Origin of the sequence: Amycolatopsis sp. NBC_00345 (assembly GCF_036116635.1) — a bacterium.
Taxonomy (GTDB): Bacteria; Actinomycetota; Actinomycetes; order Mycobacteriales; family Pseudonocardiaceae; genus Amycolatopsis.
This window is the reverse complement of sequence record NZ_CP107995.1, coordinates 800,987-812,461: the sequence shown is the minus strand read 5'-3', so window position 1 is coordinate 812,461 and position 11,475 is coordinate 800,987. Positions and strand designations below refer to the sequence as shown.

The following is an 11,475-nucleotide window of genomic DNA, read 5'->3' as shown; positions in this document are numbered from 1 at the left end:
CTGTGCCACCGCCAGGTTCTCCGGAGTGGCACAGTCTTGTCCGGGCCCCGGGATGGTGCCGGCCCCCGATCAGCCCGGAGCCCACGGCAGGGTCCGGCCGTCACGCACCAGCTCGCCGTAGTGACCGGGATCGACCGGGTCGAACGCGAGCTTCAGCAGGGCGGCAGCGGCCTGCGCCGGGGTGGGGGCGCCGGTGACGTCCCACCACAGGGCGGAGGTGGGGGTGTTCATCATGCCGGGGCAGACGGCGGCCAGCAGGATGCCGCGGGCGAGGTCCTGCTCGCGGCGCTGGCTCGCCAGCGCGCGGACGGCGGCGACCTGGCCGATCTTGGACGGGATGTTGACGAACCCCGGCCACGCCCCGCCCCGGGCGCTGCCGTCCCGCACCGCGTCCCGCCAGGCGGCGACCTGCTCGTCCACATCGTCCAATGAGGACAGTTCGGCGAACCGGCCGTGCAGCACGGGTGCGAGGTGGTACAGGGTGCCGAGGGAACTCGCCACGACGATCAACCGGCCGTTGTCCCGCAGCAGCGGGGCGAAGGCCCGCAGCACCCGCGTGGTGCCGAAGTTGTTGACCTCGGCGTAGGCGTCCACGATCGTGCGCGGGTCGTCGCCGGGGCCGGCCCGCATGACGGCGTTGCCGAACATGATGTCCACGCCGCCGTGCCGGTCGGCCAGCTGGGCGGCGAGGCGGTCGGCGGCGCCGGTCTGGGCGACGTCGAGGATCTCGCCGCGGACCCGGGCGCCGCCACCGGGCAGGGCGGCGACGGCCTGGGTGACGCGGTCGAGGTCGCGTCCGGTGAGGTAGACGGTGTCCGCCGGCGTCAGGCGCTGGGCCAGCCCTTCGACCAGGGCCAGGCCCAGCCCTTGGGTGGCACCGGTGACCAGGGCGACTTTCGGGGTCATGACCTTCGACCGGCCGTCGCGAGCAGCCGCTCGGAGAGGGTCCACAGCCGGCGGGCGTTGTCCGGGTCCAGTGCGTAGCGGGCCACGCCGTGCAGGGGCGGCGCGGCGCCGCGGCGGTCGACGGTCCCGGTCTCGTTGCCGTCGGCGAAGTACCGGCCGCCGACCCCGTCCAGCAGCGGTGAGGTGGCCAGCAGGACCGAGGTCGCCGCGCCCTGCTCCGGTGTCTTGATCAACTCGGGCGGAACGGCACCGCTGCCCCGGCCCTCGGTGTGGCGTTGCAGGTTGGTGTGGATCGCGCCGGGCATCAGCGCGTTCGCGGTGATGCCGTCCCCGGCCCAGCGTCGGGCCGCCTCGACCGCGAACAGCACGTTGGCCGTCTTGGACTGCCCGTAGGCCAGCCACGGATCATAGGGACGGAAGGCGAAGTGGACGTCGTCGAAGACCACCGGCGAGAGCTGATGGCCGCTGGAGCTGACCATCACGATGCGGGCGGCCCCGTCGGCGGCCAGTGCCGCGTGCAGACCGGTGGCCAGTGCGAAGTGGCCGAGGTGGTTGGTGGCGAACTGCCACTCCCAGCCCTCCGGGGTGTGCTGCTCGGGGCAGGCCATCACACCGGCGTTGGCGACCAGTACGTGCAGCGGCCCGTCCCACGCCACGATGAAGGCCGCGATGGAGGCCGGGTCGGTCAGATCGAGCCGGGCGACGCGAAGCGCGGTGTTGCCGGTGGTCGCGGTGATGTCCTTGGCGGCGCGCTCACCGGCCTCGACGTCCCGGACCGCCAGGGTGACCTCCGCGCCGGTGCCGGCCAGGGCACGGGCGGTCTCCACGCCCAGCCCCGAGGAGGCGCCGGTCACCATCGCTCGCCGGCCGGTCAAGTCGATGCCCACGGCGGCTTCGGCGGCGGTGGCGGCAAAGCCGAAAGGTGTGTGGATCAGGTTCATGCCCACCACGCTAGGTCGCCCGGAGGCATGCCACCAGCGAGAGAAACTCAACCACGGTATGCTCAAGTGTCATGGCCTTCGCCGACGCGTCGCTGATCGCACTGCGGGTGTTCCGAGAGGTGGCCGAGCGGGGGACGCTCACCGCCGCGGCCACCGCGCTCGGCTACACCCAGTCCGCGGTATCCCGGCAGATCGCCGCGTTGGAGCGCGCGGCAGGCTCGTCGCTCCTGGAGCGCCGCCACGACGGGGTCCGCCTGACCGCGGCCGGCCGGATCGTGGTGCGCCGCGCCGCCACCGTGGTCGACCAGATCGACGCCGCCGCGCGGGAACTGGCCGGGGAGCCCGGCGAACCCGCCACGGTGCGGCTGGGCTGGTTCACCAGTGCCGGGGCCGCGCTGGTGCCCCGGGCGCTGGCCGCGCTGCACCGCACGCATCCCGCCATCACCGTGACCACCCGCGAAGGCAGCACACCCGCGCTGGTCCGGGCGTTGCGCGCCGGCACGCTCGATCTGGCGCTGCTGGCCTCGGCCCCGCCGTTTCGCCCACCCGACACCGAAACCCCGGCCTTGCGGCTACGGACGCTGACCGAGCGCGGCCTGCGCGTGGCCGTGCCGTCCGGCCATCCGCTCGCCAAGGGCGAGTTCATCGATGTGGCCGAGCTGCACGGTCAGCGGTGGATCGCCGGTTCGGCGTCGGGCGAGGAACGGCTGATGGGGGCGTGGCCCGGTCTGGACGAGCGGCCCGTGATCGCGCACACCGCCCGTGACTGGCTGGCCAAGCTGGGCTTGGTCGCCGCGGGCTGCGGCATCACCACCGTGCCCACCGCGCTCACCTCCGTGGCACCCGGCGGAGTGCGGATCCTGCCCGTCCGCGGCGGGCCGGCCGAACAACGCCGCATCGTCCTCGCCCGGCTGCCCGGGCCGCTGCCCGAACCGGCCGCGCAGCTGGCCGACGCGCTGCGCGCCGCCGCGATCGGTACGGACACTGCGCCGTCGATGTGATCGTGCCGTCGATGTGTTATCGGTCGTAACGAGTCGAGCTACCGGTAAACATCGATACGGGTCGTTATGATGCGAAGATGACCACCGAACCGCCGGTGCCGAGCCGGCGCGAGCGACTGCGGGCCCAGACTCTCCAGGAGATCGAGGACACGTCGTTCGCGATCATCGACAGTGACGGGGTGCACGCGCTGACGATCGCGGCGCTGGCCCGGGGCATGGCGATGTCGGCACCGGCGGTCTACCGGTACTTCGTGTCACGGGACGCGCTGGTGGCGTACCTGGTCGCGGTGTCCTACCGGCAGCTCACGGTGGTCATGGCCGAGGCCGTGGAAGGCAGCAGGCGAGCGCCGCAAGCGCGCATCCGGCTGGTGGTCGGCGCCTACCGCGACTGGGCGCTGCGGCACCCGAAGCGGTACGGGATGCTGTTCGGCGAGCGCGGCGACCTGCCCGCCGACGTGGCCGGGCCGACCCCGCTGGACCAGTCGATGGCGCTGCTGATGGACCTGCTGGTGGCCGTTCAGGAGACCGCGCCGGCCGACGGCGGCAGTGGTGACCGCACGCTGGACGGGCAGTTGAGGCACTGGGCCCGGGCTCAAGAGCGGCCGGACGCCACCCCTCGGGCCGCCCGCGCCGCGATCGTGATCTGGACGCGGGTGCACGGGATCGTGAGCCTCGAACTGACCGGCATGCTGGACAACCACACCATCGAAGCGCAGCGGCTGATCGACTGGGAGATCGACAACGCCGTCAAGTCCCTCGGGCCTTGACCGGCGCGAAGACTCACGAATCCGTCCGGGTGCCCAGCATGCGCAGCACGAGTTCGCTGTACTCCTGGCCCAGCGCCTGAGGCGTCTGGCGGCTGCGCTCGCTGTACCAGCGGGCCACGTCGACCCCCAGCGACAGCACGGCGCGGGCCGCGGTGTGCGGGTCGGTGACGGTGAAGGCGCCGGTGGCCGAGCCCGCGGTGATCACGTCGCGGACGATGCGCTCGATCCCGCGGCGCAGCTCGGCGACGACCTCGAACTCCTGCTCCGGCAAGGCGTTCAGCTCGTACTGCACCACCCGCGCGACGGTGTGCCGCCGCGCGTGCCAGGCCACGAAGTCCGTCACCAGCAGGCGGATGCGCTCCACCGGGTCCTCGACCTTCGCCACCGCGTCCTCCACCAGCGCCAGCGTCTGCTCGTGCCCGCTGCGGCTGATGGCGAACAGCAGCGCCGCCTTGGACGGGAAGTGCACGTACAGCGCGGCCGGGCTCATGCCGGCGGCGCTCGCGATGTCACGGGTGGTGGTGGCGTGGTAACCGCGCCGCGCGAAGGACTCCACCCCGGCCAGCATGAGCCGGCGCGCGGTCTCGGGCTGCACGTCGGGCCACAACTCGGCCGAGAGCGACATCGTCATCCCGCGATCCTTCCTGATCCACCGTCCGGGCTATTCTAAGCGCTCGCTCAGTGGGCGGGACGGGGACAGAGCCGGCCACGCGGGATCAGCCGGTCGAGGCCTCGATACCGCTGTAGCGGGTGGGCATCACGACGCAGGACAGGCCGCCGGTCTCGTTGGTCATGCAGTAGACCGGCCGGGTCGAACCGGAGTCGGTCGGATCGCTCTGGTCGCCGACTTTCTGGATGGTGATGTGCCGCGGGTCCTTGGGGGCGCCGGCGCCGGGCCCTTGTCCCAGGGGTGCCACGCCAGCAGGCCGCCACCGAAACCGGCGAACAGGATCGCGGCGATCAGCAGGCCGTAGCCGGCCTTGGATCTCGTGGCTGCCGGCTGCGGCTGCGGGAATGACTGTTGTGGTGCCGGGGCGTCCGGGTATGACATGCCGGACAGTTAACCGCATCGCCTCCTTGCCCGGGACGACAATCGGCGACTCTCCGCGCTGCTCGCCCGCCCGCGACGGAGGCTGTCCACCATCATTTCGACCTCGCTCCGGTAGCACAGCCCGGGCCGGCGTGTGCTGCTCCAGCTCCAGGCCGATCAGCCGGCTCCACCAGACCAGCCCGAAGTGCGGGACCTGGATCGGCAGGCCGGACCGGTCTCCCCCGTTCCACCGGCCCAGTTGTGCCCGCACCTGAGCCATGGCGGCCTCTTTGACCTCGGCCACGGTCCGGCGCCGTACCGGTCGCGCCGGGTCAGCTCCTGCTCGGGCAGCACGGTCACCTCATTTCTGCTGACGAGTTGACACAGTATGACGCATCGATACATAGTTACGACCATTAACAGTGCGATGTACAGTCGCCGATAGTCGAGGAGCCGGCCGTGAGTGAGAAGAACGCCCCCGAGGTGACCGCCACCGAGGTAGTCCTGCCGGGCAAGGTCGAACCGTCCGGCCTCCGACTGGTCGAGCGCGCGCTGCCGGCGCCCGCCGCCGGCCAGGCCCTGGTGCGCGTCGAGTCGACGGCCGTGTCCGCCGCCGAGAGCGCGATGCGCCGGGGCCGCTACTACGGCCAGCCCGAGTTCCCATTCGTGCCCGGCTACGACCTCGTCGGCGTCGTCGAGGCCGTCGGCCCCGGCGTGGACCGCGTCTTGGTCGGGCGGCGGGTCGCCGCGCTGACCAAGACCGGCGGCTGGGCCACGGCCGTGCTGCTCACCGCCGCCGACCTGGTGCAGGTGCCCGACGGGATCAGCGCGGACGAGGCGGAGACGCTGATCGTGAACGGGCTGACCGCGTACCAGATGTTGCACCGCAGCGCGAAGGTCCAGGCCGGGCAGACCGTGCTCGTGCTGGGCGCCAGCGGTGGTGTGGGCACGATCCTGGTGCAGCTCGCGCGGCACGCGGGCGCCCGCGTGATCGGCACGGCCGGCCCGCGTCACCACGAGGCGCTGCGCGCGATGGGCGTGGAGCCGATCGACTACCGGGTCCCCGATCTGGCCGAAGCGGTGCGAGCGCTGGCCCCCGACGGCGTGGACGCGGTGTTCGACCACCTCGGCGGCGACAGCGTCCCCGTCTCGTACGGGCTGCTCAACCGCACCGGCACGCTGGTCTCCTACAGCATCGCGAGCAAGATCGACGAAACCGGCCCGGTGCTGCCCGAATTCCTCATGCTGGCCGGGAAACTCGCGATGTGGAACTACCTGCCGACGGGCCGGCACGCGAGCTTCTACAACGTCTGGACGGGCGCGGGCAAACCGGGTTCGGCCAAGCAGGCGGCGTTCCAGGACAGGACCCGCACCGACCTCACCTACCTGTTCGGACTGCTGCGCGACGGCGTGGTGACCGCGAAGATCGCGGCCCGCTTCCCGTTGACGGAGGTCGTCGCGGCGCTGGAGCTCAGCGAGTCGTCCTCCCGGACGGCTCTCGGCAAGATCGTCCTCGTCCCTTGACACCCCGGGACACCAACGACATCGTGGCCGCCTGGTCCGCGGCGTGGAGCGGCACCGACCCGCAGGCGCTGGCGAAGCTGTTCACCCCGGACGGCACCTACACCGACCTCGGCGTCAACGCGGTCTCGACGGGCCGGGACGGGGTCGCCGGCTGGAAGCAGCGCACCGACCTGCTGATCGCCGACGTGAAGGTGACGGTCAAGGAATCGTTCCGCCAAGGCGATCGCGTCGCCATCGAAACGACGTACGCGGGCCACATCCACGGTGCGCCGACGCCGTTCGCCGTGCCCGCCACGACGATCCTCGAACTACGCCACGGCCTGATCGCCGCGAACCGGGACTACTACAGCCTCGCCACCGTGCTGGCCCAGTCCGGCCTGCCCGCCGACTGGACCCCACCGACTGTCTGACCCGGCGATTCCCCGTATCTGGCAAAGGAAACAGCCATGAAGATCACCGTCACGGGCGCCACCGGCCTCATCGGCCGGAAGCTCGTCGCCCGCCTCAGCGAACGGGGCGACGAGGCCACCACCCTGTCCTGACCGACGACGCCAAGGAGCGCGTGCGGCGATCGCGGGTGCTGGGCACCCACAATCTCGTCCGGGTTCGTGCTGAAGCTGGCCCTCGGTGAGATGGCCGACATGGTCACCACCGGCCAGCGCGCTATCCCCGCCGCGCGCTCGACGGGGGCTACACCTACGCGTACCCGGACCTCGACGCGGCGCTGGCTGCCGCACTGAGCTGACTCCGAACACCAACCGCGGAGGAAACCGTATGCGTACGGCCGAAGTTTTCACGGACATCGCAGCCGCCCCGCAGCACGTGTGGGACGTGCTCACCGACTTCGCGAGCTATCCGGCATGGTCCGGCTTGACCACTCACGGCTGAGAACCGGCGGCGGCGCGGGAGAACCGGTCCGCGATCCGGGCCAGCCGCTCGACCAGCCCGGGCGGCGCGTCCTCCACCACGAAGTCGTAGTCCCACTGCGCGAGGTAGAACGGCAGCGCGCCGAGGTCGTGGGCACCCGTCCGGATCCGGCAGCTGTGCTCGTCGACCGGCTCCACCGCACCCACTGTCGGCGGGACGCGTTCGGCCAGCACCGACGCCGGCGCGGCCACCCGCAGCACCATTTGATGGGCGTACGGCGCTGCGGAAATCGCGCGTGAGACGTACACCGCGAGGTCTTCCGCGGGCGGTTCGCGTGGTGTGAAACGGAAACCGGGCGCCGGGACGCCGTCGACGCGGTCCACGCGGAAGGTGCGCCAGGCCTCGCGGCCCAGGTCGTACGCCACGAGGTACCAGCGGCGTCCGGTGTGGACCATCCGCAGCGGCTCGACGTTCCGCTCCGCCACGTCGCCCGCGTGCGTGCCATAGGTGAAACGCAGGCGCTCGTGGTCGCGGCACGCGGAGGCGATCACCGTGAGCACCTCGGCGTCCACCATCGGGCCGCCGCTGCCCAGCGCCAGCGTCGCGGTCTGCAGTGCGCTCACCCGGTGCCGCAGCCGCGCGGGCAGCACCTGCTCGAGCTTCGCCAGCGCGCGCACGGACGTCTCCTCGATACCGGACACCGTGCCGTTGGCCGCCGTGCGCAGGCCGACGGCGACGGCCACGGCCTCGTCGTCGTCCAGCAGCAGCGGTGGCAGCGCGGCCCCGGCGCCGAGCCGGTACCCGCCCGCGACCCCGGGCGTCGCGTGCACCGGGTAACCCAGCCCACGCAGGCGCTCGATGTCGCGGCGGACCGTGCGGACGTCCACGCTGAGCCGCTCGGCCAGGTCCGGCCCCGGCCAGTCGCGCCGGGCCTGCAGCAGGGACAGCAGGCGCAGCAGCCGCTCGGAGGTTCCGTACATGCGCCTCACTCTGCCAGACAACGCGGACAGTTCCGGTCCGCGATGGCGCAGGACTTGCCAGCACCCGCCGCGGCCGGTGAGAGTGGCGCATGCAGATCGACCCGCAGAAGTTGCTCGCCGTCGCCCGCGAGGAGGCCGAGCTGGGCCAGGCCGAGGGCGGCGTGCCGATCGGCGCCGCGCTGTTCGACCGCCGCGGCACCCTGCTCGGCCGCGGGCACAACCGCCGGGTGCAGGACGGCGACCCGTCGCTGCACGCCGAGACCACGGCCTTCCGCAACGCCGGGCGCCGCCCGCACTACCGCGACACGATCATGGTCACCACGCTCTCGCCGTGCTGGTACTGCAGCGGGCTGGTGCGCCAGTTCGGCATCCCGCACGTGATCATCGGCGAGGCCGAGACGTTCCACGGCGGGCACGACTGGCTGGCGGGCCTCGGCGTCACGATCGAGCTGCTGGACGACCCCGCGTGCACCGCCCTGATGACCGATTTCATCGCCCGGCGCCCGGAACTGTGGTTCGAGGACATCGGGGTACCGTCCACTTCGGACACTCCATAGGAGACGACCATGCCGACCGCTGTCCCGCTCGTCGACCTGTCCCCCTGGTACGCCGGCACGCCCGAGGGGCGGGCCGCGGTGGCCGCCGAGATCGACCGCGCGCTGCGTGAGTCCGGTTTCCTGCTCGTCACCGGCCATGGCGTGCCGCCGGAGCTGCGCGCCGGCACGCGCGAGCTGGCGCGCCGGTTCTTCGCGCTGCCACCCGAAGTGAAGCAGCGGTACGCGGTGACCGTCGGCGGGCGCGGCTGGCTGCCGCCCGGCGTCGAGGCCAACGGTTACGCCGAGGGCACCGAGACGCCGCCGGACCTGAAGGAGTCGTACTCGGCGGGCGCGGACGCGGGTGTCGACGACCCGGCCGTGGACGGGTTCTGGTTCCAGCCCAACGTCTGGCCCGCCGAGGTCGCCGGCCTGGCCGCCACCGCGCAGGAGTACATGGCCCGCATGCGCGCGCTGTCCGACGACCTGCTGCGGGTCTTCGCGCACGCACTGGCCCAGGAACCGGACCACTTCACGCGGCACACGGGCCATCCGACGTACACCTTCAACATCAACTGGTACCCGCCGATGACCAGCGTGGGCCCGCCCGAGCCGGGCCAGTTCCGGATCGGCCCGCACACCGACTTCGGCACCGTGACGGTGCTCGACCGCCAGTCCGGCGTCGGCGGCCTGCAGGTCTGCACAGCCGAAGGCGATTGGGTGGACGCGCCCTTCGACGAGGACGCGTTCACCGTCAACATCGGCGACCTGATGGCCCGCTGGACCGGCGACCGCTGGCGCTCCACCCGCCACCGCGTGCTGCCCCCGCACGCCAGCGCCCCCGACGAGGACCTCGTCTCGCTGATCTTCTTCTACGAAACCGACCACGACGCGCGCATCACTTCGCTGGCGCCGCCGCTGGGCCGCGTCGCCTACCCGGAGGTGGTCGCTTCGGCTTACCTGAAGGAGAAACTGGACGCGATCACGGTGCACTGACCACGGTGCCGTCAAGGACTCCTTACCCGCGTCCCACGCGGGTAAGGAGTCCTTGACGGCGTCCGGCGCCGGTGCCTGGAACTCAAGTCAGCGGTTTAGGTACGTTTCGGGCCCGTTTGCCCAGGCCAGATGGCTTGACGGGTGGGCGTCGCCGGTTCGGCCGTGGCGGGACGCTGGGACGTGGGTTGTTGGTCCCTGAAGGCCACCTTGAGGGCATCCGGGTCCCTCAAGGTGGCCTTCAGGGACCTGGGAATACGGTCAAACATGGCAACACGGCCCAAGTCCCTGACATTGGCGTCCTACGCAGGTAAGGAGTCCTTGACGGCGTCCGGCCCGCTCAGGACGCGCGCACGGTCCGGTTGCGCCCGGTTTCCTTGGCCTGGCGGACGGCCGCGCTGGCCGCCGCGAAGACCGCCGCCACCGGGTCGCCGTGGTCGGGGCGGGCGGCGACGCCCACGGAGACCGTCGCCCAGGCGAACTGCGGATTACCGTAGGCCGCTTTCAGCGCGACGGCGGTCGAGGCGACCCGCAGGCGGATGCGCTCGGCGATGGCCAGCGCGTCGAAACACCCGGTGCCGGGCAGGAGCACGGCGAACTCACCGCCGCCGGAGCGGCCGACCAGGTCGGCGGACCGGACCTCGGCGCGCAGGGTGTCGGCGATCGCGCGCAGGACGTCGTCGCCGATGCGGCGGCCGTGACGGGCGTTGAGCCGGCCGAAGTGGTCGAGGTCGAGCACCAGCACGGCGAACGCGGGCGCCTGCGTCTCCCGCGCGGCGTCCCACCACGCGACGGCCGTGAGCACGCCGGTGCCGGGGTCCACGGAGGCCGCGTCGCGGCCCGCGCGGCCGAACTCGCCGCGGTAGAGCACCACCAGCCCAGCGGCGAGCGGCAGCAGCACCCACGGCGAGTCCGTGACGGCCCAGGCGAGCGCGACGCCGAGCGCGACCATCGCACCGTCGAACAGCGCTGCCGGCAGACCTCGGGACGGGCGGCCGTCGACGGCCGCCGGCAGCGCGGCGTCGACCGCCCCGAACACCAGCGCCGCCACCACGACCAAGCCGGTGAGCCGGGCGCTGGTGAACAACGGCGGCCCGGTCAAGATCAAGAAACCTGCCGCCAGCAGCACGGCCACCGCCGTGGCGGCGACGTCGAACACCTGCCGGTACACCGGCCGCCGCCGAATCCGGGCCCAGCGGTGCAGCCCGGACACCACGACCAGCGCCACCGCGAGCACGGGCGGCAGCACCACCGCGCCGGCGAACAGCCACGGCGTGCCGAAACCCGGCCCCAGCAATGATTCCGCCCGGCCGCGTTCCGCTGACCGGCACAGTTCGGCGCACCCGAGTAACCCCGCCAGCAGCACCGCGAACTCTTCCGCGGCGGTGAGCGAGACCGGCACCAGCAGCGTGGCGGCCACGGTCCCGGCCAGCGCGACGAGGTCGACCACCAGCACCAGCACCAGGGCCCGGCGGGGATGGCGCCACAACGCCCAGCCGGCGAGCGAGGGCAGGCGCCAGCGCCGACCGGCCGCCGCCGAATCCCCCATCATTTCGGCAAATTAGCCCACCCGGCCGCCGCTGTCACTCCGCCTTCAGTGGCACACGACCCCGGCGACGGTGGTGACCTACTTTCGTACTGTCTGTCTTTTTCCATCCGGGCCGGGACCTTGACACTGCCAATGGTCTAGTCCACCGTGAGCTGGCACACAGCCCGCCTCCAGGTTGATACCGCCGCATCACCTTCGGAGGTACTCCGCACCAGCACGCCCCGGCGTGCGTCCCCACCGCTGGAGGACCTATGCTGCTTAGTTCGCTACTAATCCGACTACAGCCACGGCGGAAACAAGTTCCGGCAAGCAAATCGGCTGCAGCCCGTCTCCGCCTGCTTCCGGTCGGATCAGTAACTCGGTGGCGCCGCCTGGCCACGCTCG

The 11,475-nt window shown here is 72.0% G+C and carries 14 protein-coding genes; 8 read left to right on the top strand and 6 right to left on the bottom strand.

The window, feature by feature from the left end:
- Positions 1-69 precede the first annotated feature (69 nt).
- Together OG943_RS03810 and OG943_RS03805 are read right to left on the bottom strand one after the other, a co-directional pair.
- On the bottom strand, positions 70-906 hold the full coding sequence (locus OG943_RS03810) for an SDR family NAD(P)-dependent oxidoreductase (protein ID WP_328608258.1): 837 nt from the start codon (positions 904-906) through the stop codon (positions 70-72).
- Positions 903-1,847 (bottom strand): SDR family NAD(P)-dependent oxidoreductase, encoded by a 945-nt coding sequence (locus tag OG943_RS03805; protein WP_328608257.1) that lies wholly within the window; start codon positions 1,845-1,847, stop codon positions 903-905. The genes OG943_RS03810 and OG943_RS03805 overlap by 4 nt, the downstream gene beginning before the upstream one ends.
- Positions 1,848-1,918: 71 nt before the next feature.
- On the opposite strand from OG943_RS03805, the gene OG943_RS03800 reads away from it, so the two are divergent.
- Together OG943_RS03800 and OG943_RS03795 are read left to right on the top strand one after the other, a co-directional pair.
- The gene (locus OG943_RS03800) at positions 1,919-2,848 is read left to right on the top strand and encodes a LysR family transcriptional regulator (RefSeq protein WP_328608256.1); all 930 of its coding nucleotides are present in this window, start codon (positions 1,919-1,921) and stop codon (positions 2,846-2,848) included.
- A gap of 77 nt (positions 2,849-2,925) precedes the next feature.
- Positions 2,926-3,615 (top strand): TetR/AcrR family transcriptional regulator, encoded by a 690-nt coding sequence (locus tag OG943_RS03795; protein WP_328608255.1) that lies wholly within the window; start codon positions 2,926-2,928, stop codon positions 3,613-3,615.
- Between the two features lie 13 nt (positions 3,616-3,628).
- Here the strand turns inward: OG943_RS03795 and OG943_RS03790 are convergent, their stop codons facing one another.
- Positions 3,629-4,246 (bottom strand): TetR/AcrR family transcriptional regulator, encoded by a 618-nt coding sequence (locus tag OG943_RS03790; RefSeq protein ID WP_328608254.1) that lies wholly within the window; start codon positions 4,244-4,246, stop codon positions 3,629-3,631.
- An 85-nt stretch (positions 4,247-4,331) separates the two neighbouring features.
- Complete coding sequence (locus OG943_RS03785) at positions 4,332-4,949, bottom strand: hypothetical protein (RefSeq protein ID WP_328608253.1); 618 nt, start codon at positions 4,947-4,949, stop codon at positions 4,332-4,334.
- Between the two features lie 155 nt (positions 4,950-5,104).
- On the opposite strand from OG943_RS03785, the gene OG943_RS03780 reads away from it, so the two are divergent.
- The 4 genes from OG943_RS03780 to OG943_RS03765 all read left to right on the top strand — a co-directional run bounded on the left by OG943_RS03780 (position 5,105) and on the right by OG943_RS03765 (position 6,909).
- Entirely contained in the window at positions 5,105-6,169 is a 1,065-nt protein-coding gene (locus tag OG943_RS03780) for a medium chain dehydrogenase/reductase family protein (RefSeq protein WP_328608252.1), read from the top strand.
- Positions 6,166-6,579: a nuclear transport factor 2 family protein gene (locus OG943_RS03775; protein WP_328608251.1), complete on the top strand. Its 414-nt coding sequence runs from the start codon at positions 6,166-6,168 to the stop codon at positions 6,577-6,579. Before OG943_RS03780 ends, OG943_RS03775 begins: the two co-directional genes overlap by 4 nt.
- A 36-nt stretch (positions 6,580-6,615) precedes the next feature.
- Positions 6,616-6,711: an NAD-dependent epimerase/dehydratase family protein gene (locus OG943_RS03770; protein WP_328608250.1), complete on the top strand. Its 96-nt coding sequence runs from the start codon at positions 6,616-6,618 to the stop codon at positions 6,709-6,711.
- Between the two features lie 90 nt (positions 6,712-6,801).
- The gene (locus OG943_RS03765; RefSeq protein WP_328611994.1) at positions 6,802-6,909 is read left to right on the top strand and encodes a hypothetical protein; all 108 of its coding nucleotides are present in this window, start codon (positions 6,802-6,804) and stop codon (positions 6,907-6,909) included.
- Between the two features lie 138 nt (positions 6,910-7,047).
- Here the strand turns inward: OG943_RS03765 and OG943_RS03760 are convergent, their stop codons facing one another.
- Entirely contained in the window at positions 7,048-8,016 is a 969-nt protein-coding gene (locus OG943_RS03760; RefSeq protein ID WP_328608249.1) for a helix-turn-helix transcriptional regulator, read from the bottom strand.
- 89 nt (positions 8,017-8,105) lie between these two features.
- Here OG943_RS03760 and OG943_RS03755 point away from each other — a divergent pair, with 89 nt between their 5' ends.
- Both OG943_RS03755 and OG943_RS03750 read left to right on the top strand, forming a co-directional pair.
- On the top strand, positions 8,106-8,573 hold the full coding sequence (locus OG943_RS03755) for a nucleoside deaminase (protein WP_328608248.1): 468 nt from the start codon (positions 8,106-8,108) through the stop codon (positions 8,571-8,573).
- Between the two features lie 9 nt (positions 8,574-8,582).
- Positions 8,583-9,545, top strand: coding sequence for an isopenicillin N synthase family dioxygenase (locus tag OG943_RS03750; protein ID WP_328608247.1), 963 nt, complete (start codon positions 8,583-8,585; stop codon positions 9,543-9,545).
- Positions 9,546-9,882: 337 nt separating this feature from the next.
- On the opposite strand, the gene OG943_RS03745 is transcribed toward OG943_RS03750, so the two are convergent.
- A complete protein-coding gene (locus OG943_RS03745) occupies positions 9,883-11,094 on the bottom strand; it encodes a sensor domain-containing diguanylate cyclase (RefSeq protein WP_328608246.1) in 1,212 nt (403 codons plus the stop codon).
- Positions 11,095-11,475: the final 381 nt, after the last annotated feature.

Bases quoted from the DNA above. Each gene is read 5' to 3' on its own strand.
- OG943_RS03805 (WP_328608257.1), bottom strand. From the start codon at position 1,847: ATGAACCTGATCCACACACCTTTCGGCTTTGCCGCCACCGCCGCCGAA.
- OG943_RS03810 (WP_328608258.1), bottom strand. From the start codon at position 906: ATGACCCCGAAAGTCGCCCTGGTCACCGGTGCCACCCAAGGGCTGGGC.
- OG943_RS03760 (WP_328608249.1), bottom strand. From the start codon at position 8,016: ATGTACGGAACCTCCGAGCGGCTGCTGCGCCTGCTGTCCCTGCTGCAG.
- OG943_RS03800 (WP_328608256.1), top strand. From the start codon at position 1,919: ATGGCCTTCGCCGACGCGTCGCTGATCGCACTGCGGGTGTTCCGAGAG.
- OG943_RS03755 (WP_328608248.1), top strand. From the start codon at position 8,106: ATGCAGATCGACCCGCAGAAGTTGCTCGCCGTCGCCCGCGAGGAGGCC.
- OG943_RS03765 (WP_328611994.1), top strand. From the start codon at position 6,802: ATGGCCGACATGGTCACCACCGGCCAGCGCGCTATCCCCGCCGCGCGC.
- OG943_RS03790 (WP_328608254.1), bottom strand. From the start codon at position 4,246: ATGACGATGTCGCTCTCGGCCGAGTTGTGGCCCGACGTGCAGCCCGAG.
- OG943_RS03750 (WP_328608247.1), top strand. From the start codon at position 8,583: ATGCCGACCGCTGTCCCGCTCGTCGACCTGTCCCCCTGGTACGCCGGC.
- OG943_RS03745 (WP_328608246.1), bottom strand. From the start codon at position 11,094: ATGATGGGGGATTCGGCGGCGGCCGGTCGGCGCTGGCGCCTGCCCTCG.
- OG943_RS03770 (WP_328608250.1), top strand. From the start codon at position 6,616: ATGAAGATCACCGTCACGGGCGCCACCGGCCTCATCGGCCGGAAGCTC.
- OG943_RS03795 (WP_328608255.1), top strand. From the start codon at position 2,926: ATGACCACCGAACCGCCGGTGCCGAGCCGGCGCGAGCGACTGCGGGCC.